Source organism: Sphaerisporangium fuscum, assembly GCF_018531465.1.
GTDB lineage: Bacteria > Actinomycetota > Actinomycetes > Streptosporangiales > Streptosporangiaceae > Sphaerisporangium > Sphaerisporangium fuscum.
Window position 1 is genome coordinate 132160 of sequence record NZ_JAHDTF010000008.1, and the last position, 24946, is coordinate 157105.

At 72.8% G+C, this 24946-nt stretch carries 25 protein-coding genes and 1 pseudogene; 10 read left to right on the forward strand and 16 right to left on the reverse strand.

Features of this window, described 5'->3' with window-relative positions:
* Window positions 1-17: 17 nt before the first annotated feature.
* From KIK05_RS11405 to KIK05_RS11420, 4 genes are all read left to right on the forward strand, one after another.
* A complete protein-coding gene (locus KIK05_RS11405) occupies window positions 18-1604 on the forward strand; it encodes an acyl-CoA carboxylase subunit beta (protein ID WP_214410754.1) in 1587 nt (528 codons plus the stop codon).
* A 203-nt stretch (window positions 1605-1807) separates the two neighbouring features.
* Window positions 1808-2371: a hypothetical protein gene (locus KIK05_RS11410; RefSeq protein WP_214410611.1), complete on the forward strand. Its 564-nt coding sequence runs from the start codon at window positions 1808-1810 to the stop codon at window positions 2369-2371.
* An 8-nt stretch (window positions 2372-2379) separates the two neighbouring features.
* Window positions 2380-2868 carry a hypothetical protein gene (locus tag KIK05_RS11415; RefSeq protein WP_214410612.1) on the forward strand — a complete coding sequence of 163 codons (489 nt, stop codon included), beginning with the start codon at window positions 2380-2382 and terminating at the stop codon, window positions 2866-2868.
* Window positions 2787-3686 carry a GDSL-type esterase/lipase family protein gene (locus tag KIK05_RS11420; RefSeq protein ID WP_214410613.1) on the forward strand — a complete coding sequence of 300 codons (900 nt, stop codon included), beginning with the start codon at window positions 2787-2789 and terminating at the stop codon, window positions 3684-3686. Before KIK05_RS11415 ends, KIK05_RS11420 begins: the two co-directional genes overlap by 82 nt.
* Here KIK05_RS11420 and KIK05_RS11425 read toward each other — a convergent pair.
* The 6 genes from KIK05_RS11425 to KIK05_RS11445 all read right to left on the reverse strand — a co-directional run bounded on the left by KIK05_RS11425 (window position 3614) and on the right by KIK05_RS11445 (window position 7376).
* Window positions 3614-4339, reverse strand: coding sequence for an alpha/beta fold hydrolase (locus tag KIK05_RS11425; RefSeq protein ID WP_214410614.1), 726 nt, complete (start codon window positions 4337-4339; stop codon window positions 3614-3616). The genes KIK05_RS11420 and KIK05_RS11425 overlap by 73 nt on opposite strands.
* Window positions 4340-4496: 157 nt before the next feature.
* Window positions 4497-5255 carry a 4'-phosphopantetheinyl transferase family protein gene (locus tag KIK05_RS11430; RefSeq protein ID WP_214410615.1) on the reverse strand — a complete coding sequence of 253 codons (759 nt, stop codon included), beginning with the start codon at window positions 5253-5255 and terminating at the stop codon, window positions 4497-4499.
* Window positions 5256-5279: 24 nt separating this feature from the next.
* On the reverse strand, window positions 5280-5546 hold the full coding sequence (locus tag KIK05_RS11435) for a hypothetical protein (protein ID WP_214410616.1): 267 nt from the start codon (window positions 5544-5546) through the stop codon (window positions 5280-5282).
* A gap of 20 nt (window positions 5547-5566) precedes the next feature.
* Window positions 5567-5692: a hypothetical protein gene (locus KIK05_RS48060; protein ID WP_284681283.1), complete on the reverse strand. Its 126-nt coding sequence runs from the start codon at window positions 5690-5692 to the stop codon at window positions 5567-5569.
* A gap of 216 nt (window positions 5693-5908) precedes the next feature.
* A complete protein-coding gene (locus KIK05_RS11440) occupies window positions 5909-6748 on the reverse strand; it encodes an NAD(P)H-binding protein (RefSeq protein WP_214410617.1) in 840 nt (279 codons plus the stop codon).
* A gap of 13 nt (window positions 6749-6761) precedes the next feature.
* On the reverse strand, window positions 6762-7376 hold the full coding sequence (locus KIK05_RS11445; protein WP_214410618.1) for a TetR/AcrR family transcriptional regulator: 615 nt from the start codon (window positions 7374-7376) through the stop codon (window positions 6762-6764).
* Between the two features lie 296 nt (window positions 7377-7672).
* Between KIK05_RS11445 and KIK05_RS11450 the strand changes: the two genes are divergently transcribed.
* Complete coding sequence (locus tag KIK05_RS11450; protein ID WP_214410619.1) at window positions 7673-9682, forward strand: serine/threonine-protein kinase; 2010 nt, start codon at window positions 7673-7675, stop codon at window positions 9680-9682.
* 27 nt (window positions 9683-9709) lie between these two features.
* Here the strand turns inward: KIK05_RS11450 and KIK05_RS11455 are convergent, their stop codons facing one another.
* Together KIK05_RS11455 and KIK05_RS11460 are read right to left on the reverse strand one after the other, a co-directional pair.
* Complete coding sequence (locus KIK05_RS11455; RefSeq protein WP_214410620.1) at window positions 9710-9910, reverse strand: hypothetical protein; 201 nt, start codon at window positions 9908-9910, stop codon at window positions 9710-9712.
* A gap of 88 nt (window positions 9911-9998) precedes the next feature.
* Entirely contained in the window at window positions 9999-10508 is a 510-nt protein-coding gene (locus tag KIK05_RS11460; RefSeq protein ID WP_250562629.1) for a carboxymuconolactone decarboxylase family protein, read from the reverse strand.
* A 101-nt stretch (window positions 10509-10609) separates the two neighbouring features.
* Here KIK05_RS11460 and KIK05_RS11465 point away from each other — a divergent pair, with 101 nt between their 5' ends.
* Entirely contained in the window at window positions 10610-11161 is a 552-nt protein-coding gene (locus tag KIK05_RS11465) for a TetR/AcrR family transcriptional regulator (RefSeq protein ID WP_214410622.1), read from the forward strand.
* Between the two features lie 23 nt (window positions 11162-11184).
* Here KIK05_RS11465 and KIK05_RS11470 read toward each other — a convergent pair whose 3' ends face one another.
* From KIK05_RS11470 to KIK05_RS11490, 5 genes are read right to left on the reverse strand one after another with little or no spacing between them, the layout of a single operon-like run.
* On the reverse strand, window positions 11185-12159 hold the full coding sequence (locus tag KIK05_RS11470) for an ABC transporter ATP-binding protein (protein ID WP_372455581.1): 975 nt from the start codon (window positions 12157-12159) through the stop codon (window positions 11185-11187).
* Entirely contained in the window at window positions 12156-13130 is a 975-nt protein-coding gene (locus tag KIK05_RS11475) for an ABC transporter ATP-binding protein (RefSeq protein ID WP_214410623.1), read from the reverse strand. The genes KIK05_RS11470 and KIK05_RS11475 overlap by 4 nt, the downstream gene beginning before the upstream one ends.
* Complete coding sequence (locus tag KIK05_RS11480; RefSeq protein ID WP_214410624.1) at window positions 13127-14011, reverse strand: ABC transporter permease; 885 nt, start codon at window positions 14009-14011, stop codon at window positions 13127-13129. The genes KIK05_RS11475 and KIK05_RS11480 overlap by 4 nt, the downstream gene beginning before the upstream one ends.
* The gene (locus tag KIK05_RS11485; RefSeq protein WP_214410625.1) at window positions 14008-15036 is read right to left on the reverse strand and encodes an ABC transporter permease; all 1029 of its coding nucleotides are present in this window, start codon (window positions 15034-15036) and stop codon (window positions 14008-14010) included. Before KIK05_RS11485 ends, KIK05_RS11480 begins: the two co-directional genes overlap by 4 nt.
* Before the next feature lie 6 nt (window positions 15037-15042).
* Complete coding sequence (locus tag KIK05_RS11490) at window positions 15043-16869, reverse strand: ABC transporter substrate-binding protein (protein ID WP_214410626.1); 1827 nt, start codon at window positions 16867-16869, stop codon at window positions 15043-15045.
* A 176-nt stretch (window positions 16870-17045) separates the two neighbouring features.
* Here KIK05_RS11490 and KIK05_RS11495 point away from each other — a divergent pair, with 176 nt between their 5' ends.
* Complete coding sequence (locus tag KIK05_RS11495; protein WP_214410627.1) at window positions 17046-17498, forward strand: hypothetical protein; 453 nt, start codon at window positions 17046-17048, stop codon at window positions 17496-17498.
* Window positions 17495-17635, forward strand: a pseudogene (locus tag KIK05_RS46800) (epoxide hydrolase N-terminal domain-containing protein); the annotation flags it as partial. The gene KIK05_RS11495 and the pseudogene KIK05_RS46800, both read left to right, overlap by 4 nt.
* Window positions 17636-17722: 87 nt before the next feature.
* Here the strand turns inward: KIK05_RS46800 and KIK05_RS11505 are convergent.
* Window positions 17723-19075 carry an erythromycin esterase family protein gene (locus KIK05_RS11505; RefSeq protein ID WP_214410628.1) on the reverse strand — a complete coding sequence of 451 codons (1353 nt, stop codon included), beginning with the start codon at window positions 19073-19075 and terminating at the stop codon, window positions 17723-17725.
* Window positions 19076-19364: 289 nt separating this feature from the next.
* On the opposite strand from KIK05_RS11505, the gene KIK05_RS11510 reads away from it, so the two are divergent.
* Together KIK05_RS11510 and KIK05_RS11515 are read left to right on the forward strand one after the other, a co-directional pair.
* Complete coding sequence (locus KIK05_RS11510; protein ID WP_214410629.1) at window positions 19365-20795, forward strand: WS/DGAT/MGAT family O-acyltransferase; 1431 nt, start codon at window positions 19365-19367, stop codon at window positions 20793-20795.
* Window positions 20796-20854: 59 nt separating this feature from the next.
* Window positions 20855-21841: an ArsR/SmtB family transcription factor gene (locus KIK05_RS11515; protein ID WP_214410630.1), complete on the forward strand. Its 987-nt coding sequence runs from the start codon at window positions 20855-20857 to the stop codon at window positions 21839-21841.
* Window positions 21842-21851: 10 nt separating this feature from the next.
* Here the strand turns inward: KIK05_RS11515 and KIK05_RS11520 are convergent, their stop codons facing one another.
* Both KIK05_RS11520 and KIK05_RS11525 read right to left on the reverse strand, forming a co-directional pair.
* On the reverse strand, window positions 21852-23792 hold the full coding sequence (locus KIK05_RS11520; protein WP_214410631.1) for a mannosyltransferase YkcB-related protein: 1941 nt from the start codon (window positions 23790-23792) through the stop codon (window positions 21852-21854).
* Window positions 23793-23920: 128 nt separating this feature from the next.
* Window positions 23921-24826: an ROK family protein gene (locus KIK05_RS11525; protein WP_214410632.1), complete on the reverse strand. Its 906-nt coding sequence runs from the start codon at window positions 24824-24826 to the stop codon at window positions 23921-23923.
* Window positions 24827-24946 lie beyond the last annotated feature (120 nt).

The window sequence follows — 24946 nt, forward strand, 5'->3', positions numbered from 1 at the left end:
CGGTACCCCGGCCGGCCATGGACGACCCGAGCCCCGAGCCGCTCCCGCCGCCCCGCCCGTCGATGGGCGAGCTCCGCGAGCGGCACGGTGAACTGCGCGACGGGATCGCCGCCGGACGCCCGGACGGCGTGCGGCGCCAGCACGCGCTCGGCAAGCGCACCGCGCGCGAGCGCATCGACGCGCTGCTCGACGAGGGGTCGTTCATCGAGCTCGACATGTACCGCCGCCACCAGGCGCACGGCATGCGCATGGAGGACAACCGGCCGCACACCGACGGCGTGATCACCGGCTCGGGCACCATCCACGGCCGCCGCGTCTTCGTCTACGCCCAGGACTTCACCATCTTCGGCGGCTCCCTCGGCGCCGCGCACGCCGCGAAGATCCACAAGGTCATGGACCTGGCGATCTCCACCGGCTCCCCGCTCATCGGCCTGATCGACAGCGGCGGCGCCCGCATCCAGGAGGGCGTGGTCGCCCTCAGCGGGTACGGCGGCATCTTCCAGCGCAGCGTGCAGGCGTCCGGGGTGATCCCGCAGATCAGCGTCGTGCTCGGGCCGTGCGCCGGCGGAGCGGCCTACACCGTGGCGCTGGCCGACTTCGCGTTCATGGTGCGCGACACCGCGCAGCTGTACCTCACCGGGCCGGACGTGGTCGAGGCCGTCACCGGCCAGCGGATCACGCACGCCGAGCTCGGCGGCGCGGACGTCCACGGCCAGCGGTCGGGTGTGGCCACCTTCGTGCACGACGACGAGGACGGCTGCCTGGCGGACGTGCGCTACCTGGTGTCGATGCTGCCGAGCAACAACCTGGAGTACCCGCCCCGCGAGGCGCCCTGCGGCGCGACCGGCGACGTGCGGCCGCGCCTGGCGGAGATCGTCCCGGTCGAGCCGAACAAGCCGTACGACATGCGGCTGGTCGTCGCCGAGATCGTCGACGACGGCGAGTACATCGAGATGCACGAGGACTGGGCGCAGAACGTCATCTGCCTGCTCGCCCGCATCGACGGCGAGGTGGTCGGCGTGGTCGGCAACCAGCCGATGGTGCTGGCCGGCGTGCTGGACGTCGCGGCCTCGCAGAAGGCCGCGAGGTTCGTCCGCTTCTGCGATGCCTTCAGCATCCCCATCGTGACCCTGATCGACGTGCCCGGATTCCTGCCGGGGGCCGACCAGGAGTACGCCGGGATCATCCGGCACGGCGCCAAGCTACTGTACGCCTACTGCGAGGCCACCGTGCCGCGCGTGCACGTCATCGTGCGCAAGGCCTACGGCGGGGCGTACATCGTGATGGACTCGCGCACCACCGGCACCGACCTCTCGCTCGCCTGGCCGACCAACGAGGTCGCCGTCATGGGCGCCGAGGGCGCGGTGAACGTCATCTTCCGCAAGGAGCTGGCCGCCGCCTCCGACCCGGCGCGGCTGCGCTCGGAGCTGGTCGCCGAGTACACCGAGCAGCTCATGCACCCGCACTACGCCGCGGAGCGGGGGCTGGTCGACGACGTGATCGATCCGGTGCAGACCCGCGCGGCCGTCGCACGGGGCCTCGCCATGCTCCGCAACAAGCGCAAGCCGACGCCGCAGCGCAAGCACGGAAACGTTCCCCTCTAGCATTTCGGGTCGTATTCACCGCCGTATTGTCCGGGCGGTTTCCCGGGGCGCGCGGAAAAGGCATCACGGAAGAAGAACGTCCCGGCGCCCGCCGTCCAGAATGGCATTTGCCCTCCGGCGCGGAAAAGGCGCGGGAGGAAACGCGCCGCGACGACCGGCGTGGCGGCGCATCAGGTCATCATTCTGGGAATCGAGGTTCGCGCATGGCCACCACCGACGCGTTCACGGCGACTCCGGCCGGGCTTTCTCCTCTCAACAGCACCCACCACCGGACGGCGCTGAACGTCTTCATGCTCATCGTCGTCGCCCACTGGGCCGAGCACATCGCCCAGGCGATCCAGATCTACGTGCTCGGCTGGCCGGTGCCCAAGGCGCTCGGCATCCTCGGCATGGCGTTCCCCTGGCTGGTGAAGTCGGAGTGGCTGCACTACGGCTACGCGATCGTGATGCTGGTCGCGCTCATCATGCTGCGCAAGGGCTTCACCGGCTCCTCGCGGACCTGGTGGAACATCGCGCTCGGCATCCAGACGTGGCACCACTTCGAGCACCTGCTCCTGCTCATCCAGGCCACCACCGGCCACAATTTCTTCGGCCGCCCGGTGCCGACCAGCATAATCCAGCTGCTCGTGCCGCGCGTCGAGCTGCACCTGTTCTACAACACGATCGTCACCATCCCCATGATCGTGGCCGTGGTCCGTCACATGCGCCCGCGCCCGGCCGACCGCGCCCTGATGGTCTGCTCCTGCGCCTCGGCGCACGCCGAGTGAGCGATCCGATGACGGACCGGTCCGACAGCCGGAGGCGCTCGCCGTTCTTCATCGCGGTCCTGACCCTCATCGGCGCCTTCCTGTTGTACCTCGCCATCCCGAACATCGGCCCGACCGTTCGCGCGGCTCGGGCAGACGGCGTTCCCGGCGTCTTCACCGCCCGCACGCTCAGCTGCGTCGAGCATCCCGGGCACGAGAGCTGCTCGTGGTCGGGAGAGTTCCAGCCGGACGGCGGCGGCCGGCGGCGTTCGCCGGTCACCCTGTACGGCAGCGACCGCGACTCGCTGCGGCCCGGCATGCGGGCCAAGGCCGTCGACGTCGGGCGGCCCAGCCAGGTCTACGGGCCGGGCGGCTCCAACGAGTGGGTGTTCACCTTCCTGGTGCTCCTGGCGGGCGCGGCGCTCGTTCTGTTCCCGTGGGTGCGCCGCACCCGGAGGCCGTCGTCCCCCGCGCGCACTCCGGGAGGGACGCCATCGCCGGCGGCGAGCCGGCGATAATGATCGTCGGTGACTCGATCACCCAGGGCCGGGACGGCGACCACACCTGGCGTTACCGGCTCTGGCGGCACTTCCGCTCCCACGGGGTCACCGCGTCGTTCGTCGGGCCGTGGCGGGGCACCTGGGTGCCGCCGGAGAACGGGCCCTCCGGCCCCGAACCTCACGCCCTGGCCGCCCGGTGCGGGATCCGCTCGCCGGCGCCCGTCCACACCGGGCGGTACCGGGACGGCGCCGGCTTCGAGGGCGACCGGCACTACGCGAGCTGGGGCAGGCTGCTCCACGAGGCCAAGGACAACATCGGCGACGCCGTCGCGGCCCACGGGGCCGACCACCTGATGGTGGCGCTGGGCTTCAACGACCTGGCCTGGGGCGTCCGCGGCCCCGGCCAGGCGCTGCGGGATCTCGCGACCTTCGTCCGGCGGGCCCGGGAGGCCAATCCGGACGTCCAGTTGCTGGTCGCCAACATCGTGCAGCGTACGCCGCTGCGGGAGCATCCGAATCTGGGGCGTGACACCGCGCTGTACAACCGGCTGCTGCCGGCCAGGCTGGCGGAGCTGTCGACGGCCCGGTCGAGGGCGGTCCCGGTCGACATCGCCGCTGTCTACGATCCCTATGACGACGCCTACGACGGCGTCCATCCGAACGACAGCGGGGAGCTCAAGATAGCCAGGGCCTTCGCGGGGGCCTACATGTCGGCCTTCGGGGTACGGCCGCGCCTCCCTGCGCGCCCTGGGGTGACGCCGGGTCAGTTGGACTGGGCGGCGATGGCGGTCAGGAGCGAGGCGAGCCGGTCGGGGGCGGAGATCATCGGCCAGTGACCGGTGTCGAGGGTGTGGAAGGTCCAGTTCGGCTCGGCGCGCATGGCGGCGACGTCGGCGGAGACGCTGCCGCCGAAGTGCTCCTTCTCGCAGACGATGTAGCTCGCCCGCTGGTGCGCCAGCGGGCGGCGCAGGACCGCGGGCTCCGACAGGGTGTGCCCGGGATGCCCGACGAAGCGGTCGACCAGCCACTGGGCCTGCTCGGTCGAGAGGTCCTGCCCCTCGGCCACGATCGTCACGTCGGGGATCGGCCAGCGGCCGCGGTTCTCGGCGATCAGCTGCAGTTCGCCGGCGCGCTGGCGCTCGGGGAACGCGTGGAGCATCGACTTGCCGTCGTGGGGGAGGAAGCCCTCGACGAACACCGTGCGCGCCACGCGGTCGGGCGCGCGGTCGGCCACCTGCCCGGCGACGATGCCCGAGTAGCTGTGCCCGACGACGATGGCGTCGCGGAGGTCCTCCTTGGCGAGGACCATCAGCACGTCCTCGACATGGGTGGCCAGGCCGACGGCCGAGACGTCGGCGTCGGGGCTGGCGAGGCCCGACAGGGTGACCGCGCGGACGCTGTGGCCGAGCGCGCGCAGCCGGCGGGTCACCGGCGCCCACGCCCAGGCGCCCATCCACGGTCCGGGGATCAGGACGAAATCGTTCTTCATGGCAGGTCAGCTCCCTCTCCTTATGCAGCCGGACTGCCACTGAACAACTACGGGAAACGGGATTTGGCGCTGCTTTTCACTTACGGCCCCTCGGGGTCGTCGGCGACGAATTCCGTAGTTGATTGAACAGTGCGTTGCCGGACGGCGTCAATGGTGGTCAGGCCGCCATGGGGACGGCGGACGGGAACGAGAAGCGGCCGAGGCCGGAGGCGTCCCATTCGGACACCTTGACGGCGGGCGCGTCGGTGAGGATCGCCACGACGCCGGCGTACCCGGGGCCGGGACGCAGGTCGCTGATCCGCACCTCCTCGGGCGAGAGGTCGAGCGGCCAGGCCAGCAGGGCGGGGTCCAGCCAGGGCGCGGCGACCTCGACCTTGTTCGGGGGGATCCGCAGGCCGTGCCCCGTGGCCTTGAGCACCCCCTCCTTGCACACCCACATACGGGCGAACGCGGCATGCCGGTCACGCTCCGGCAGCGTCTCCAGCAGCGCCGTCTCGCGCGGGGTGAGCGCGCAGCGCACCAGCTCACTGAGGGGAGCCGTCGGCACCTCCTCCACGTCGACACCCACCGGCCCGGCGGTGGTCAGGGCCACCGCGACCCGGCTGCCCGAGTGCGAGATCGAGGCGTGCAGGCCGTCGGAGGTCAGGATGTACGGCCGGCCGTGCGGCTTGTCGCAGTCGGGGCAGCGCCGCTCCACCGGGATGTCCCCGGCCGGGACGTCCAGCAGCTCGGCGGCCGCGGTGCGCAGCAGCCAGGAGGCCGTCAGGTTGCGCAGCCGGTCCGGCTCGCGGCGGTAGCTCGCGGCCCGCTTCAGCTCGCTCGGGCTCAGCACCCCGATGAGGCTCTCGATCGGGTGCTCCCTCGGGTCGGCCCACCACACGTGGCATTCGGCGGTCTTCAGGGCGAGAGCGGTCATGATTGTCTTCCTTTTCCGGTTCTTTCAGCGGTGGCCGTTGACGAGGGTGTGGCAGTTGACGAGTTCCCAGTCGCTCACTTCGGGGTTGGTGAGGACGGCGTTCACCTCGGCGCGGATCTGGTCCTTGGTGATGTTCTCGTCGGTCTGAATTCGGATGGCGATGTCGCCGGTGACGTTCTTGAGGTCTTTTCGCCACTGCGTCGGCAGGAGAGCGAGTATTCTGATCCCGTCGACCGGGGAATTCGGTGACGGTTCGCCGGCCGTGCGCCGGATCGTGAGTTCTACCAGCATTTTCCTTTTGGCCTTTTCCTCTAATCCCATGTCGTTCCGGGCATGGCGTCGTCCCAGGTGGTGCCGATGGCGGGGGTCGCGGCGTCCCAGGTGGTCCCGGTGAGGAAAGCTCCGGAGCGGGCGGCGGCGGTGGTCGTGTTCATCATTTCTCTGTTCCTTTTCCTTCGGCTTTCGTATTTGTTCTCGCAAGAACAACTCTCCGGTATCGGAGGGCCGCGGGACAGAGAATCCGGCGTCAGCAAGCTGCACCCGGGTAGCAGCTTCCTGCCACGGGCGGCGCCGGGCACCGGCGAGCCGGTCCGGAAACGGAAAAACCCCAGGTCGGAGACCTGGGGTGCGGGGGTCGTGCTACGGGCGCGGGGTCAGCGGAAGTCGTCGGCGTGGTCTGCCGCCCACTGGGCGAAGGTGTGGGCGGGACGGCCGGTGATCTCCTCGACGACGGTGGAGGTGGGGGCGGGCCTGCCGTCGCCGGCCGCCCACGCGCGCAGGATGGTCTCCACCCCGATCGGCGGCATCGTCCTGCCCAGCTCGACGCGGGCCTCCTCCGGTGAGATCACCTCGAAGGTGATCTCGCGGCCGACGGCGTCGCCGATGTGCCGTACCTGTTCCCGCAGGGTGAGCGACTGCGGCCCGTACACGGTGTACGCCCGCCCGGCGTGCCCGGGCCGGGTCAGCGCGGCCACGGCGACCGCCGCCATGTCCTTCTCGTGGATCGGGGAGGTCTGCGCCTCGGGGTAGGGCACGCGGACGACGTTCTCGGAGCGGATCGAGGCGGTCCACCACCATCGGGTGTTGGTGGCGAACATGCCCGGGCGGACGAAGGTCCAGCCGATGCCGGAATCCTCGATGGGCCTCTCGACGGCCAGGTGCTCGCGGGCGATCGGATTGCGCTCGGCGTCCGGGTGGACGACCGACGCCGACGACAGCAGCACCACGTGCCGTACCCCGGCGGACCTGGCCGCGTCGACGAAGCCGCCGGCGCCCGCCGCCTTGGCGTAGAGGAAGACCTTCTCGGCCCCCTCCAGCGCGGCCGGCAGCGTCGCGGGGTGCTCCAGGTCGGCCGCCACGACCTCGATGTTTGGGGGGAACCCGGCCGTGGACGGGTCCCTGCTCGTCACCCGGACCCGTTCGCCCGCCGCGCGCAGACCGGCGGCGACATGACGGCCCACGTTGCCCCGGGCGCCGAAGACGACGGTTGTCATGATGAGTGTCTCCCTAATCCCCGGCCGCGCCGAGGAGCTTGATCAGCTGGTCGCGGAGGCGCCGCCGGATCGCGGGCGAGAGCGGGTCGTCGCCGAAGATGTCCCGGACGAACTGCGGCATCGTGATCGGCGAGAAGATCACGGCATGGGCGACCAGCAGGGCGAACTCCGGATCGACGTCCTGTGAGATCTCCCCGGCGCGCTGCCGCCGCCGCATGGCCTCGACCGCGGCGGACATCTTGGCCCGCTGGAGCTCCGACAGCCGTTCCCCCTCCTCGGCGTCGGCGAAGGGGCAGTCGCCGAGCGCCTGCCACACCACCAGCCGGGCCCAGTCGGGACGGTCGAGCGTCGCCTCCAGGTAGCCGCCGACGGACTCCTCGAAGGTGGCGTCCGGGGCGGCGATCGAGGCCTCGGTCTCCTGCCAGCGGCGGCGCAGCTCGGACAGCAGGCCCTGCTTGCCGCCGAAGTAGTAGGAGATCAGCTGCTGGTTCACCCCCGCCCGCGCGGCGATGCCCGCCGTCCGTGCGCCGGAGTACCCCTTGGCCGCGAACTCGGCGACCGCCGCCTCCAGGATGCGCTCGCGGGTCCGCTCCGCCGACCTGCCGCGTTCTCCGCTTTCCTCCGCCATGCGGGGATCGTAATCAATCAATTGATTGAATGACAACTGTTCCGGGCGGGGCGAAAGTCTCCGAAGCGGTACGGGGAAGCGCGCCGCGACGGGCGATCGTGCACAAGACTGGAGGCATGCGGAGCGAGACAGATGTGACGGCCGACATCCGGCCCGTCCCTCACCACGCCGAAGGCGGCCCTGCTCCAGAGACGGCGGACACCGGAGCGACATCGCGGACACCGGCGGTCGGACCGGCACGAACGCCGGTGGGCGAGACCGCCCGGATACCGGCCGTGGATGCCGCGGGGACGCCGGTGGGTGAGACCGCCCGGATACCGGCGGTGGACGCCGCGGGGGCGCCGGTGGGTGAGACCGCCCGGATACCGGCGGTGGACGCAGCGGGGACGCCGGTGGGGGAGACCTCCCGGATGCCGCCGGTCGATCCCGGGGTGCCGGTGGCCGATCCCGCCGGGCCGGCGCCGGCTGTGGAGGTCCCCGTGGACGCGTACCCCGTTCCCTGGCAGCTGCGGCGCGCCTACACCGTCGAGCGGCTGCTGATCCACGACGACGAGTACTCCCTGTACCTCGCGCGGACCCGCTCGGAACAGCCCGTGCCGGTCGCCCTGCGCGTCTACCGCCAGGGCCGCTGGCCCGACGCCGCCCTGCTCGAGCGCGTCGCCGCGAGCGGCTCGGGGCCGCACCTGGCCGGACTCCTCGACCACGGCCGCTCCGGCATCGGCGACGGCGCGTCCGGGTGGCTCGTGCAGGAGCACCTTCCCCTCGGCACGCTGGGCAGCCTGATGGCGGGCGAGCCGTGGGTGGAGGCGCGGGTGCTGGAGGTGGTCGCGGCGGTCGCCCGGTGCGCGCAGGAGTGGCGGCTCGCCACCGGGCGCGAGCTCCTCGACTTCCGCCCCGACGACCTCCTGATCCGCGGCCTGGACCCGATGGTCCTGGCCGTCGGCCACCTCACCACGCCCCTGACCCGCGAAAGGGCCCGCCCCGCGCCGCCGGAGACGGTGCAGGGGGAGCGCGGGGCGCCGGGCGGGTGGTGGGCGCTCGGTGTCGTCGTCCACGAGCTGCTCACCGGACGCCCCCCGCGCTTCGAGCCGGGGGACGCCGCGTGTGAGATCGACGACGCGGTGACGGGCCGGTGGCGTCCACTGGTCGACGGCCTGCTCGCCACCGACCCGGAGACCCGGTGGGGACAGAAGGAGGTCGCGGTGTGGTCGGCGGGCGGCACCCCGCCGCCGGCCGCCCGGCACGAACACCGGCCCATCGAGTTCGCCGGGCGCCCCCACCCCACACCGGCGGCGCTCGCCGAGCGGCTCACGGCCCGGCCCGCCTCGGCCGAGGCGTGGCTCGGGGACGGCGGCGGCAACGTGCTGCTGCGCGACTGGCTCGACCTCGACGTCGAGGACACGACCTTCGACCGGGGGCTGCTGGACGAGCCGCCCCCCGTGATCGCGACGGCGTTCGCGGCCGGCTTCACGCGCGGGGCACGGCCGCGGTACCGCGGCTTCGCCATCGACGCCGAGGGGCTCGCCGAGCTGGCCGCCGGAGGCCCGCCCGGCCACCTTGTGCTGGCCGAGGTCGTCCAGGCGGGCGTGCTCGGTCACGCCGCGCGGCACCGCTGCGTCCACGTCGAATGCCAGGACACCGAGCCGAGGACGTGCCGCCTGGTGGCCCGCGTCGACGAGGAGGCGCCGCTCGTCCTGGCCGAGGTGCGCCAGGTGCTCGATCGGATGCGCGAGGTCACCGGGGAGGTGTCCGGCAGGGAGTGGAACCGCGGGGTGGCGGTGGCCGTCGAGCTGACCCTCGACCCGCGCGCCATGCGCCGCTACCGCCGCCGCCTGCGGCTGGAGGGCCTGCGGGCGCCGGGGCGCGGCGGACCGGCGCTGGTCGGCTGGTGGCGGGAGCAGCGCCGCAACGCCCTCTCCGGGCGCGGCGACGAGATCGGGACGCGGGCCGCGGTGGCCGCAGTGCTGCTCATGACGGCGAGCGCCGCGGCGACCGGGCAGCAGATCGCGGAGGAACGCCGCGCGGAGCTGCGGCGGCGGCGCGACGAGGCCGCGAGCAAGGGGCTCGCCGTGCTGATCCGGATCCGGGAGGCGGTGTTCCTCGTCATCGCCCAGCTCCGGCTGCGGGGGCCGAGCCTCGTCCGCGAGTTCCTGCTGACCCTGGCCGACCAGCTCGACAAGCTGGGCGCGCAGGCACGCCAGGAGTGGGCCAAGCTCCGTGCCCGCACGTCCGCCTCCGCGTCCGCCACCTCCACCGGCAGGCCGCCCTCCGTTCCGCCGCCCTCCGGCCCTGCCGCGCGGCCGTGACCGCCCCCGTGGCCGCGGCCGCCCGGGTCAGGACGAGGCGGTGATCAGCCCCACGGCGGGGGCCGAGACGATCTGGACGTGGGCGACGCCCGGCACCCGCACGTTGACGAAGCCGCCCTCGATGGCGAAGCGGACGTCGTCCACGCGCCGGGCGCGGCGGCCGTCGGCGTCGGTGAGGGTGTAGCCGGTCACGAGCTCGATCGAGCCCGTACGCCAGTCGCGGTTCATTTCGAGTACCTCCAGAGGGTGCGGGCCGGGCGGACGCGGGTACGCCGGTGCGTACCCGCGGGATGTTCGTTCGTCTGACGCCGAGGGCTCACGCCGGCACTTCGGGGAAGTCCAGGTCCGGCCGGGCCAGGTGGTTGAAGTAGTTCGACAGGGTGTTGAGCGCGACGTGGGCCACGATCTCGGCCAGCTCGGCGTCGGTCACCCCGGCCGCGCGGGCGGCGGCCAGCGCCTCGTCGTCCACCCTGCCGCCTGTGCGCATGACGTCGCGGGCCAGGCGCAGCACGGCGCGCGTGTGCGGGTCGTCGGCGTCGGCCTCGCGGGTGCGGGCCAGCTCGTCCTGCGACATTCCCAGCTTGCCGCCGCGCAGTGTGTGGGCGCTGACGCAGTAGGTGCAGTGGTTCTCCTGCGCGACCAGCAGCGCGAGCTGCTCGCGGAGCCGTGCGCGCAGGACGCCGCGGGTGAGGTGGTCGCGCATGGCGAGGTAACCGGCGAGGGCGGCGGGGCCGTTGGCGAGCGCCGCGTACAGGTTGGGTACGCGGCCGAGCTGGCGCCTGGTCTCCTCGAGCAGCCCCGAGGGATCTTCGGTGAGCTGGGGCATGCGTGGCACGGTGACCTCCAAGTGGTACCGATCGGTTCCGTTTGCGCCGAGAACGGTACCGATCGGTTCCGTTTTGGTCAAGAGCCGGATATCCTCTTCACATGGCCACCAAAGCCCGCGAACGCCTCCTCGACGCCGCGGAGGAGCTTTTCTACGCCGAGGGCATCCGAGCGGTCGGCGTCGAGCGCATCCTGGCCGAGTCCGGCGTCGGCAGGGCGTCCTTCTACCGCCACTTCCCGGGCAAGGACGACCTGGTCGTGGCCGTCCTACGCCGCCGCGACGAGGCATGGCGCGCCTGGCTCGCCGAACGGGTCGCGGCGCTCGGCGGCGGGCCGCTGGAGGTGTTCGACGCGCTGGCCGAGCGGTTCGCGCGCGCCGACTTCCGCGGCTGCGCCTTCATCAACACCATGGTCGAGAGCGCCGACCCCGGCAGCGCCGCGCACCGGGTCGCCGCCGAGCACAAGGAGCGGGTCAGGTCGTACGTCGCGGGCCTGCTCACCGCTCACGGTCATGCCGGCGCCGAAGAGCTGGCGCGGCGCTTCGTCCTGCTCATGGACGGCGCCATCGTCACCGCCCTGCGCGAGCGCACCCCCTCCCCGGCCGCCGACGCCCGCACCGTCGCGCAGGCCATGCTCACCCCCGGCGGCGGCTGACCGCCGCTCCTCATGGAGCCGGGTCAGGGCGGCGACGCCGTGTAATGGCAGGCCGCCTGGGACATGGGCGTGGCCGGGAGCACGGCGAGGGGCCGCGAGCGGCAGGCCGCCTCGACGCCGGCCCGCGCGGCCGCGCCGCCCGCGAGCACCGGGCAGCGCGGATGGAAGCGGCAGCCGGCCGGGATCAGCGTCGGGTCGGGCGGCTCCCCGGCCAGCACCACCGGAGCCGGCGACTCGGGGAGCACCGACAGCAGCGCCCGCGTGTACGGATGGCGGGGCGCCGTCAGCACCTGCTCGACCGGCCCGGACTCGACGATCCTGCCGAGGTACATCACCGCCACCCGGTCGGCGATGTTCCACGCCAGGCCCAGGTCGTGCGTGACCACCAGCGCCGACAGGCCGAGCTCGTCGCGCAGGCGCAGCAGCAGGGCGAGGATCTCGCCGCGCACCGAGGCGTCGAGCGAGGCCACCGGCTCGTCGGCGACCAGCACGCGCGGGTCGAGCGCGAGCGCCCCGGCGATGACCACCCGCTGCCTCTGACCGCCGGACAGCTCGTGCGGGTGGTCGGCCAGGAAACGCTCCGGCGGCCGCAGCCCGGCCCGCGACAGCGCCGACAGGACCCGTTCCCGCTCGTCCGGCAGCCGGTGGACGCGCGGGCCCTCCGCGACCGCCTCGTACACGGTGTGCCGGGGGTTGAGCGACCCCGTCGGGTCCTGGAGCACCAGCTGCACCTCGCGCCGGTACGCCTTCAGCGCCCGGCCGGTGTAGCGCAGGGGAGCGCCGCCGTACAGCACGGTGCCGGACGCCGGCCGTAGGAGACCGAGCAGGGTGCGGGCCAGCGTGGTCTTCCCGCAGCCCGACTCGCCGACCAGCGCGACGATCTCGCTCTGGCCGACCGCGAGGTTCACCCCGTCGACCGCCCGGGCGCGCCGGCCTCGCGAGCTGAACTCGACGCGCAGGTCACGCGCTTCCAGCAACGCCACGCCCGCCGCGCTCACGCCGTCACCCCTTCCGGATGGACGAGTACGCAGGCCGCCGCGTGCCGTTCGCCCGCCGGCCACAGTTCGACCTCGGCGGAGGCGCAGCGGTCGACGGCCAGGGGGCACCGCGGGTGGAACGAGCAGCCGGACGGCAGGTGCAGGGGATGCGGAGGGTCGCCGCCCAGCCCGCGCGGCGCCAGGCGGGAGGCCGGGTCGCCGACGACGGGGAACGCGGCGGCCAGCGAGCGGCTGTAGGGGTGCCGGGCGTGCCGGAAGACCTCACCGGCCGGGCCGGTCTCGACGACGCGGCCCGCGTACATCACCGCCAGCCGGTCGCAGGTCGCCGCCAGCACCGACAGGTCGTGGGAGATCATGACCAGGCTGACCCCGTGGTCGGCGATCAGAGCCCTGACGAGCTGCAGCACCTGCGCCTGGATCATGACGTCCAGAGCGGTCGTCGGCTCGTCGGCGATGATGACGTGCGGCGCGCAGGCCAGCGCCATCGCGATCATCACGCGCTGCCGCTGCCCGCCGGACAGCTCATGGGAGTGGCCGCGCGCCCGCCAGGCGGGCAGGCCCACCTGCTCCAGCAGGTCGGCGACCTTGCGCCGCGCCTCGGCGGGAGTGGCCAGGCCGTGCACCAGCAGCGGCTCGGCGATCTGGTCGCCGACGCGGTGCACCGGGTTCAGCGCGTGGTGCGCGCCCTGGAACACGATCGACGCCGACGCCCACCTGACCGCCCGCAGCCGTCCCCACGCCATCGTCAGGACGTCCTCGCCGTCGAGCAGGATCTCGCCGGTCACGCGCGCGTCGCGGGGGAGCAGCCGCAGCAGGGCCATCGCCAGCGTCGACTTGCCCGACCCCGACTCCCCGGCGATCCCGAGCGCCTCTCCCCGCCCCAGGCCGAGCGACACCCCGCGTACGGCGGGCACCTCACCGGCCGTGGTCCGGTAGGTGACGGCCAGGTCGCGCAGCTCCAGCACCGTCACCGTCCCCCTCCTCGCAGGCGTGGGTTCAGCACGGCCTCCAGCGCCCGGCCGCACAGCGTGAACGCCAGGACGACCGCGACGATGCAGAGCCCGGGAGTGAGGACGTACCACCACGCCCCGGCGGTCGCCGCGCCCCAGTCGTACGAACCGCGCAGCATGCCGCCCCACGACACCTGTCCCGAACCCGCGCCGAGGAAGGCCAGGGTGGACTCCAGCACGATGGCGGTGCCCACCATGAGCGTGGTGTTGGCCAGGACGAGCGGCGCGACGCTCGGCAGCACGTGACGGGTCATGATGTGCCAGTGCCCGGCGCCGAGCACCCTGGAACGCTCGATGTACGGGCGGGCCTCCACCGCCAGCGTCTGCGCCCGTATCAGCCGGGCCGTGGACGCCCAGGAGGTCACGCCGATCGCCAGGACGAGCGTGGAGGTGCCGCCGCCCAGCACGGCCGCGAGCACCAGGGCCAGCACGAGCGTGGGCAGCACCAGGAACCAGTCGGTGACCCTCATCAGCACCGCGGACGGCCACCCGCGGAAGTGGCCCGCCGCCACGCCCACGACCGTCCCGATCAGCATGCTCAGCAGGGCCGACATGAAGCCGATGAGCAGCGAGACCCGCGAGCCCCACAGGAGCATCAGCAGGATCGACCGCCCGGACTCGTCGGTGCCGAGGGGGAAGGCCGCGCTCGGCGGCGCCAGCCTGCCGCCGGCGGCCCTGGTGACGTCCAGCCCGGCACGGTCGGTGATCAGCGGCGTCAGCAGCGCCAGCGCCACCGCGGTCAGCAGCACGGCCGCCCCGGCCACCCCGGACCTCCTGCGGCGGAACTCCGCCCAGAACCGACCGAGGGCGGCGCGGCGGCGGACCCGGGTGGACGACGTCATGCCGACCTCACCCGGGGGTCCAGGACGTGGTACGCCACGTCGGCCAGGGTGTTCATGACGATGACGGCCGTGCACAGCACCATGAACGTGCCCTGCAGGACGGCGAAGTCGGGCCCCTGCACGGCCTTGTAGAACAGCAGGCCGAGCCCCGGCCAGGAGTACACCGCCTCCACCGACACCGCCCCGGCGACGACGAAGCCGACGTGCATGAAGACCAGCGTCACCGTCGGCAGCAGGGCGTTCGGCACGGCGTGCCGCCGCCGCACCTGGTCGTCGCGCAGCCCCTTGGCGCGCGCCGTGGTGATGTAGTCCTGCCCGATCTCCTCCAGCAGCGAGGAGCGCATGACCAGCAGATACTGCGCGTACACCACGGCGACCAGCGTGAGGCAGGGCAGCACCATGTGCTGGGCGAGGTGCGGCAGGTACGCCAGGCCATCGGGGGCGTCCACCCCCTCCATGCCGCGCGTCGGCAGGATCCCCGGCACGGGGCCGATGCCCGCCGCGAACACCATGAGCAGCAGCAGTCCCAGCCAGAAGGTCGGCACCGACCACAAAATCAGCGAGACCCCGGTGGAGAGCCGGTCGAAGCGGCCGCCGTGCCGCCACGCGGCCCGGGTGCCCTGCCACAGGCCGAGGCTCACCGCGAGAGCCAGCCCGACCCCGGTGAGCAGGAGCGTCGGCCCGGCGCGCTCCCCGATGAGCTCGGCGACCGGGCGCCGGTACTCGTAGGAGGTGCCGAGATCGAGCCGCAGCGTCCTCAGCACGAAGCCGATGAACTGCTGCGACAGGGGCCGGTCCAGCCCCATCTGCCGGCGCAGCAGCGCCAGCTGCTCGGGGCTCACCGGGACGTCCCGGGTGTAGGCCACGGTGGGGTCGCCGGGGATCAGGCGGAACAGGAAGAACGCCGCGACGATCACCATGCCGATGCTGAGCAGGGCGCCGCCGAGCTTGGTGAGCGCGTACCTCGGCAGTCCGCGGCCGCGCTCTTCCCGGGCGTCGAAGGATGTCGCGAGAGGCGTCGTCATCGCCGGCTACTCACGGTCGTACGCCGAGGCGCGCCGCCGCCGGACGAGCAGTAAGGCGCCCACCCCCGCGAGCACCGCCACCCCGGCGACGACCGCCACCGTCACCCCGGCACCCGGGCCGCTCCCCGCGGCCGCCGCCGGCACCGCCCGCAGCGTGTACACCGGCCAGTAGCCGCTGCCGCCGTACAGGAGGCCCTTGTCCTCCGGGACGGGGGTGATGGCGGCGATGCGGTCCTTGCGGTAGGCCTCCAGGTCGTTGGGGTAGTACAGGGCGATGACCGGGGCGTTGGTGTAGAGCCTGCGCTGCATCCGCTTGACGAGGTCCGCGCGCCTGGCGCGGTCGAGTTCGGTCAGCTGCCGCCGGTAGAGGTCCTCGTACTGCTCGTCGCAGTAGAACGACTCCGTGCCGCCGCCCCGGCCGCTCGCCGTCGGCCGGCGGGAGCACAGGTGCGTGGCGAGCACCTCCTCGGGGTCGGGGTCGACCGACCAGCCGCTGATCGCGATGTCGTACAGCGCGGTGCTGCCGGTCTCCTCGGTGAACTTGCTGGAGTCGAGCGGCCGGGTGGTGAGCCGGATGCCGATGTCCTTCAGCCAGCCGGTCAGGAACTGCGCGATCTTCTCCTCGACCGGCGTCTCGGTGTGGATGCTGAAGCGCAGATCCAGCCTCCGCCCGCCGCCCGGCATGGTGCGGATCCCGTCCGGGCCCCGCTTGTAGCCGGCGTCGTCGAGCATCCTGTTCGCCCTGGCGGGGTCGTGGACGACGAGGTCGGCGCCCTCGGCCTTCCAGAAGAACTCCGGGTACATCGGCGGCACGACCGACCCGTCCGCCGGGACGGCCAGCCCGTCCTGCACCTGCTGGACCAGCGCCTTCTTGTCGATCGCGTAGTGGATCGCCTGCCGCACCCGCGCGTCCCTCAGCGCGGGATGCCCGTCGCCGATCGGCTCGCCGCCGGCCGTGGCCGCGCCGGGGTTGAGCGCGAGGTACGTCGAGCGCCTGCCCTGGGTGTTCCACCGGACGATGTCCGGGTCACCGGCGAGCGCCTGGTACTGGGGGGCCTGCAGCCGCCCGATCAGGTCGATGTCGCCCTTCTTCAGCCCGGCGTTCGCCGCCTCGGGGTTGGTGTAGAAGACGATGTCGAGCTCGTCGAGCCGCGGGGGGCCGCGCCAGTAGTCGGGATTGGGCTTCAGCCGGACGTAGGCGTCCTTCTTGTGCTCCACGGCGATGTACGGCCCGTCACCGACCATCGGATACCTGTCGTTCTCGAACGCCCCGACGTCCGGGACGTCCTTCCAGACGTGCTCCGGCACGATGGGGACGGGGGTGTCCAGCATCGACGCCTGCGGCTTCTTCGTCCTGATGACCAGGGTGCGGTCGTCGGGGGCCGTGACGCTCGCGAAGTTCTCCACGGCGGTGCCGTTGGCCGTCTTGGCGGCGTCGTCGGTCATGAGCTTGTTGAACGTCCACGCGGCGTCCCCGGCCGTGACCGGCACCCCGTCCGACCACTTCGCCCGCCGGATGGTGAACGTCCAGGTGAGCTTGTCCGCCGACGTCCGCCACGACTCGGCGAGGTCCGGGCTCGGCCGGAGGGTCTTCGGGTCGGGCACCGTGAGTTCGGCGTACGTCCAGCGCAGGATCGACGTCGACACCAGCCGCAGCGCCAAGAACGGGTTCATCGAGTCGACGCTCTGCGTCACCCCGATCCGCACCACCCTCGCCCCCGCCGGCCCTTCGATCCCCGCCCGCGCCTCACTCCCCGCCCACAGCGGGCTCGCCGGCCCCGCCAGCCCCAGCACCACCGCCGCCACCACGATCCGGCTCAAGCCTCTGACCATGTGGTTCACCACCTTCCCGGTGCCCTTGTACCGGAGGCTCACCTCGCCGAGGGGGCAGGTCAATGGCCGAACGAAAATTGTTTTACGTCCGTTGCAATCGACCGACGCTATTTTTCATGACAAGTCGGTCGTCAGGGTGGCTTGACGTCAAGATGGCTTGACGTGATGCTTCCGTCATGATCACTCCTGACATGCTCGAGAAGCAGTTCACGCTGGTGACCGCCGCCGCCCGGCACGATCGGCTGCGGGCCCGTGAGGCGCTGGCCTCGACGGTGGGCGAGGAGGACGTCCGCGCCGCGGGGCCCGAGCCGGAGGCGCCGGCGCTGAGCAGGGAGGAGGCGCTGGAACTCCTCGCCCTCGGCGAGGTGATCGCCCGGAAGGCCGCCTACGGGCGCCAGCTCACCGTCCGTTCGGCCCGCGCCGCCGGAGCCTCGTGGTCGCAGATCGGCGCGGCCCTCGGCACCAGCAAGCAGGCGGCGTGGGAGGCGCACGGCCGGTGGATCGAGGACCAGGCCGAGCGGCACCGCCGCGACGGCTACTCCGGCATGGACCCCGAGTCCGTCGCCGCCGCCCGCGCCCTCGCCGGTGAGTCCGACAACGACGAGCGGCCCGCCGGAGACCCGGCATGAACGTGAGGGAGGAGGTCATCCGGCCGTTCACCGTCGACGTCCCGGAGGAGGACCTTGAGGATCTGCGTGCTCGCCTGGCGGCCACCCGGTGGCCGGACGAGGTGGGCGGGGGCGGCTGGGCGTACGGCGTGCCACTCGCCTACCTGCGGGGTGACCGCCGCGCGGCCCGCCCTCCGCGTGCCGCTCGACGATCCGGGGGAAGGCCGTCCACCCCGCGGCTCAGGTCACGGCTTCAGCTTGTCGGCCTCCCGGACGTCGTGGAGGTGGATCAGGACGTCGAAGGAGCGGGCGATCGCGATGTCCAGGTCGGGGTAGGGGTACAGCGTGCCGATGTTGCGCGTCGGCCGGGAGACCGACAGCCAGGCGCGCGCGGCGGCCGGGGCGTCGCGGACGTCGAGGTAGTAGTCCCGGTACGGGACCTGGTCGATGGTGTGCTCGTTCATGCCGGGCTCGGCGGGGCCCACGGTGAACTTCTTCCATTCACCGCCGAGGGCGGTGTCCTTCGACAGGAAGGAGCCCTGGTCGAACGTGAAGCCGATGGCGAGGTAGTTCCCGCCCATCGTGTCGCGCAGGAACGCCCCCTGCGTCTTCGGGTACATCTTCGGGTCCCCGGCGACGTAGCCGACGTGGTCGTTCTGCGCCGACAGGAGGATCTTGCCGCCGGTGCGCCGCTGCCACCAGGTGACGTTCCGGGCCATCACCTCGTCCCGGAAGCGCTCCGAGGCGGCCACCGAGTCCGGGTCCGTGAGGTCCACGGTGAGGAATTCGGCGGTCTGTGCGATGGACCGGGCGTTCTGCTCGGCCCATTCGAACGCCTCTCCGCCGGAGCCCTTCCGGCCGCTGACCAGTTCCAGAGCCTGCTGTGCCTTGGCCGCCAGCCGCTTTCGTTCCGCGAGCGGCTTGCGCAGGTAGGCGAAGACGTCGTCGATCGGGCGCAGGCCGGTGTAGAGCTCGTCGAGCCGCGGCAGCGACCGGGGGTCGTTCTCCCGCACGTAGCCGGTCACGCGGCCGAAGAACTCGTCGCTGAGCGTGGGGGCGCCGATGTCGTCACCCATGAAGTGGACGGGGTGGCCGGGATGGCGCCGGTTGTGGTCGCGCATCCACTCGATGAGGTTCACGAACTCCTCGCGCTCCCATGGGGAGTCGGCCAGCGTCTGCTTGGCGAGCTTGCGGGCGTCGCCCCTGCCGGTCTGGACGTACTCATCGATCTGGAGTCCCGCCGACCAGCTCAGCTCCAGGGCGAAGGTGGTGAAACCCTTCTTCTCGACGAGGTGGCGGAAGACTCGCTCCTTCATGGTGAAGAACTGGTGGGAGCCGTGGGTGGCCTCGCCGAGGCCGACGACTTCGGCGTCGCCGATCATGGAGTCCAGTGCTCGCAGGTCGGCCGTGTTCCTTCCGGGCTCGGTGGAGCGCAGCGGGTGGGCCGCCTGCTGTAGGGCGTGGACCGGGTCCCGCGTCGTGCCGCCGGTGCCGGCCAGGGCCGCCTGGGCCGCCACAGGGACGAGGACCGCTCCCGTCGCGATCGCCGCCGCCGCCCGCAGTACCCGCCGGCTCATGCGCTTCTGGTGCCTGGACATACAGTTTTCCTCTTAACTCGCGTATTGCCGTTCGGCGATCTCATGGCGAGATCGAGCCGTCGACGACAGTACGGACGCGTGGGCGCGCTTCCCATGACGCTGACCAGCGAATTCCGGGTGAGGTGAGCAGGCGCGTCAGGGTGGGGCGGGCACTACCGCGGGCCGCGGAGCGAGGTCACCCGCCCCCGGACAGTAGGGCATCCTGGGGACATAAGGGGGTAGAACGGGAGACGGGGTCGCGGGCGGCCGGGCGGCAGGCCGCCGCCGCGCGGGATCAGGGAGGTGCACCTTGCGGCAGCTGAGCGCGGTGGACGCGCAGTTCCTGAACTTCGAGACCGACACCAACGTGGCCAACATCGCGGGCCTGTCGATCCTGGAGGGCGAGCTGACCCGCGACGAGCTGGTGAAGCTGGTGGAGGAGCGGTGCGCGCTCGTACCCCAGCTCAGGCAGCGGATCCTGCAGGTCCCCTTCAATCTCGACCACCCGTACTGGGTGCAGGACGAGGCCGTCGACCTGGACTACCACGTGCGCGAGCTGGCCCTGCCGCACCCGGGCACCGACCGGCAACTGGCCGCGCAGGTCGCCCGGCTGCACTCACGGCGGCTCGACCGGCGCCACCCGCTGTGGGAGATGTACCTCATCCACGGTCTGCACGGCGGCCGTACCGCCCTGTACGTCAAGCTGCACCACGCCACGATCGACGGCATGGGCGGCGCCGACGTGCTGGCCGCGTTCATGGACCTGGAGCCGCGGCCCCGGCGCGAGGCGCCCGCGCCGCCCCCCGAACCCGACCTCGGCCCCGAGACGGCCGAGATGCTGGTCAGGACCGCGGCCCGCCTGGCGGCCAACCCCGCCCACCTGTTGCGGTTCCTCGTCGAGGCGGTGCCGCGCCTCGACGAGATCCCGCTGGTCAACCAGCTCCCCGGCGCCGTCCCGGTGGCCCGGGCCATGCGGTCGGTCACCCGCTACCTCTACGGAGGAGACGAGGTGCCGGAGCTGCCCAAGCTGCCCGTGCCGCGCACGCCCTTCAACGGCCCGATCTCCGCCCACCGCCGCTTCGCCTACACCGAGCTGCCGCTGGCCGAGGTGAAGCGGATCAAGAACGCCTTCGGCGTCACCGTCAACGACGTGGTCATGACGCTCGCCGCCACGGCCGTACGGCGCTGGCTGATCGACCAGGAGGCGCTGCCCGAGGAGCCGCTGGTGGCCGGCGTCCCGTTCTCCCTGCGCGAGGTCGAGGACGACGGGCCCGGCAACCAGGTCACGCTCATGATCACCCCGCTGGCGACGCAGGTCGACGACCCCCGCGAGCGGCTCCAGGCGGTGCACAAGGCGATGCGCCGGATCAAGGACCGGTTCGGCCTCGCCCCCGCCCGCTGGCTGCGGAACCTGAGCGAGAGCATGCCCGCCGCCCTGACCGGCCTGGCCGACCGCGCCGCCTTCGGCCTCGCCGCCCAGACCTCCCCGGCGGTCAACCTGATCGTCTCGAACATCCCGGGACCGCAGATCCCGTTGTACATCGGGGGGCGGCGCCTGCTGGCCCAGTACCCGGTGTCGGTCGTCACCGACGCCAGCGGCGGCCTCAACATCACCGCCTTCTCCTACAACGGCGACATCGCCGTGGGGGTGGTCGCCGACCGTACGATGGTCCCCGACGTCTGGCACATCACCGAGTACCTCCAGGACGCCCTCGAGGAGCTGAGCTCCCTGGCCGGATGATCCGGCGGCTCAACGGGGAGTCAACGGATCCTCAACACGCCACCGCCTACCGTCCGTGCGTGTTACGCATCCATTTCACCTCCGAGGACCTTCGCCGGGTCACGGTGGCGCAGCGGCCCGACCCGCTCTGGGACGTGCTGCTGAGCCTCCATGTGCTGCAGGAGAAGGGGGATCCGGTGTTCCGTGAATGGCGGCGGCAGGTACCGGCGGCGAGGACGCCGGGCATACGGCTGCTCGTCGAGCTGGCCCCGCCGAGCGGGTACTCTCCCGATTTCCTCACCCCGGGACGGGGAGAGGCGGGCATCGAGTGCCAGATCGACCGGCTGCTGTCGACGCCCCGCGCGCGGCTGCGCGACGACCTCACCTACATGGCGAGCGAGCAGCCCGTCACGCCCTGGGTCCGGGAGCTCGCCACCGGAGGGCTGCCCGCGCTGAATCGGCTCGCACGGGCCGTGGAGAACTACCACCGCTCGTGCCTGGCCCCGTACCAGGACGTGATCCACACGCACCTGGAGGCCGACAGGATCCGCAGAGGGCGCCTGCTGATGCGCGGCGGGATCGACGGGCTGCTGGCGGGGCTGCACCGGAGCGTGTCCTGGCGGCCGCCGGTGCTCGAGGTGGCCGACTACGTCGACCACGACATCCACCTGTGGGGGCGCGGGCTGGTCCTGCTGCCCTCCCTGTTCTGCCGCCGTCACCCCATCACGCTCAGGCACGTCGGGGAGCCGCCCGTGCTGGTCTACCCGGTGTCGCCGCCGCCGGGCTGGCTGCCGCGCGCGGGCGAACGGGAATCGGGGCGGGACGCCCTGTCGGACCTGCTCGGTCACACCCGGGCGGCGGTGCTGAGAGCCTGCGTGGACACGATCACCACGACCCAGCTCGCCGACCGGGCCGGTGTGTCCATCTCCTCCGCCAGCCGGCAGGCCACCGTGCTGCGCGAGGCCGGCCTCCTGGACACCCGGCGCGACGGCGGCGCCGTCCTGCACGACCTCACCGACCTCGGCATCGCCCTCCTCAACGGCAGGCACACCGCCCCCCGCCCATGACCCACTCGGTTCAGGACGCGGTGAGGTCGTAGATCGTCGTGCCGCCCGCGGTCCGGGCCGGGTAGGTGGACCGGACCCAGGCGGCGATCCGCTGGGCGTCGTCGCTGCCGCCGGTGTCGCCGCCGCGGCCGCCCATCATGCCTCCGCCGATGAAGTAGTGGATCTTTCCTTCGGCCACGTACTGCTTGAAGGTCGCGAGGCTGGGGGCGGGATCGGTGCCGTTGAAGCCGCCGAGGGCCATGACGGGCCGGCCGGTGGCGAGCTGGTGACCGGCGGCGTTGTTCGAGCCCACCGTCGCGGCCACCCAGGTGTAGGAGGAGGCGTTCCGCTGGAGCAGGGCCGTGAGCTCGGCGGAGGGAGTACTGCCGAACAGCAGCCCCGTACCGCCGCCGCGCGGCCCTCCACCGTTCAGGCCCCCGCCACCCGGCCACCGCCGCCGGCCGCGGCCACCCTGCCCCGGTACACCGGCCTGGGCCCGGCCCTGTCCCGGGATGCCGGCCGGGCCGGCCGTGGGGATGGCGCCGCCGTGCGCCGTGCTCGCCGTCTGCGCGGCGTACGCGGCCGGGCCCGCGAGGCAGGCCGCGAACGCCAGGGCCACGACCGAGGTGACGGCGGGCCCCACCCGCCGCCGCGTGCCGAGAAGCGCCGAGGCGGCGAGCACCCCGCCCGCGAGCACCGCGTACCGCAGCGCGGGGTACCAGTCGGGGGTGCGGTTCAGCAGGATGTACGCCCAGCACGCCGTCACGGCCACCGCCGCGGCGAGGGTCACGGTGGCGGCGGGCGCGCGCCGCTTCCTCCACAGCGAGGCGGCCCCCATGCCGGCCAGGGCGGCGACGGCGGGGGCGAGCGCCACGGTGTAGTACGCGTGGATGATCCCCTGGCTCAAGCTGAACACCAGCCCGGTCACCACCAGCCAGCCGCCCCACAGTGCGAACCCCGCGCGTTCGGGATCGGTGCGCGGGGCGCCCCGGCGCAGCCACAGGCCGGCGGCCAGCATGACCAGCGCGGCCGGGAGCAGCCAGGACACCTGGCCGCCCATCTCGGTGTCGAGCAGCCGCAGCCAGCCCGCCTCCTGGTTCAGGTTGCCGAGGCCGCCGGTCTCCTCACCGGTCAGCCGGCCCAGGCCGTTGTAGCCGAGGGCCAGTTCGAGCACGCTGTCGGTCTGCGACCCGCCGATGTACGGACGCGATCCGGCCGGGACGAGCGCGACGACCGCGACCCACCACCCTGCGGCCACCACCATGGCGGCTCCGGCCGTCAGCAGCTGCCGTACGCGCCGCCACGCGGTCCCGGGGGCGGTGAGGAGATAAGTCAGCGCGAACCCCGGCACCACCAGGAACGCCTGCAGCATCTTGGCCAGGAACGCGGTGCCGACGCACGACGCCGCGAACACCAGCCAGCCGGTGTGCCCGCGTTCCTGCGCCCGCACCATGCCGTACGCGCCGAGGGTGAGCAGCAGCACCAGCAGCGCGTCGGGGTTGTTGAACCGGAACATCAGCGCGGCGACCGGGGTGAGCGCGAGCGCCGTCCCGGCGAGCAGCCCTGCCCCCGGCCCGAGATGGCGGCGCACCGTCGCGTACAGGACCCCCACCGCGGCGACGCCCATCAGCGCCTGCGGCACCAGGAGGCTCCAGGAGTTCAGCCCGAAGACGCGGGCGGACAGCTCCATCGGCCACAGCGAGGCGGGTGTCTTGTCCACGGTGATGAAGTTCGCCGCGTCCGAGGAGCCGAAGAAGAACGCCTGCCAGCTCCGGGTGCCGGCCTGGACGGCGGCGGAGTAGAACTGGTTGGCCCATCCCGAGGCCCCGAGCCCCCACAGGTAGAGCACCGCCGTCCCGGCCAGGAGCGCGAGCGGCCCCGGCCACGCCCGGCGCGGCCCGCCCCGGATCCACGCCCGCCGCGTCGCCGTCGAGCCTTGGGCGGCTGCCGCCCCGCCGAGGGTGGTAGTCACAGGGACCGTCCTTTGCCGGTTGCGCTGGGATGTACCGGCAAAGCTAGGCGCGCACGACTACCAGCCCCGTAAGAGAAGTTTGAGAACTTCATGAATTCCCCGGCCGCGACCCGGCCGGGGTGGAGAGGTCAGGGGAGCAGGGCCATGCGGGCGGCGCCGACCAGGCCGGCGTCGCGGCCGAGGGCGGCGGGGGTGACCTGGAGGCGGCGGACGAACCCCAGCTTGGCGTGTGCGGCGACGGCGCGGCGCAGCGGGGCGAACAGCACCTCGCCCGCCCCGGCCACCCCGCCGCCGATCACCACCTGGTCCAGGTCGCAGATCGCGGCCACCGAGACGACGCCCCGCGCCAGGGCGTCGGCCGCCCGCTCGAACGCGGCCAGGGCGATCTCCTCGCCCGCGCCGGCCGCCTCGGCCAGCCGGCGCGCGTCGGGCCCGTCCCAGCCCTGCTCGCGCGCCCAGCGGACCATCGAGGGCCCACTGGAGATCGTCTCGACGCAGCCGATGCCCCCGCACGGGCAGGGCGAGCCGGCGGGGTCGACCGAGATGTGCCCGATGTGCCCGGCGTTCCCGGTCGGCCCGGTGAACGGGACCCCGTCGAGGACGAGGCCGCCGCCGATGCCGGTGGAGACGACGATGCCGAGCATGGTGGCGCTGCCGCGCCCGGCTCCGCGCCAGTGCTCCCCGGCGGCCGCGGCGACGGCGTCCCCCACCAGCCGTGACGGGACGTCCGGAACGACCTCGGCCACCTGGGCGAGGATCGGGAACTCGCGCCAGGCCGGGATGTTGACGGGGCTGACCGTGCCGGCGAGCAAGTCGAGCGGCCCGGCGGAGGCGACGCTGACCGCGAGCGGCGCGGCGTCTCCCGCGACCTCCTTCAGCAGGTCCGTCAGCGCCGCGCTCACCACGTCCGCCTGTCCGGCGGGCGCCGCCGGGGTGGGCACCTCTTTGCGCCGGAGAACCGCGCCGTCCTCGCCGATCATGGCCGCGGCCAGCTTTGTGCCGCCGATGTCGGCGGCGAGCACGTACGGGGTCATGGTCTCCTCGTCGCGGGAAGGTGGGGGACCGGCCGTCCCGGGCCCAGGCCGATGGTAGGTGAGCGCGGGGCGTCCGGAAGAGGCAGGTGGGGGCGGGGAACGGGTCGGGCCTGGGGCGTG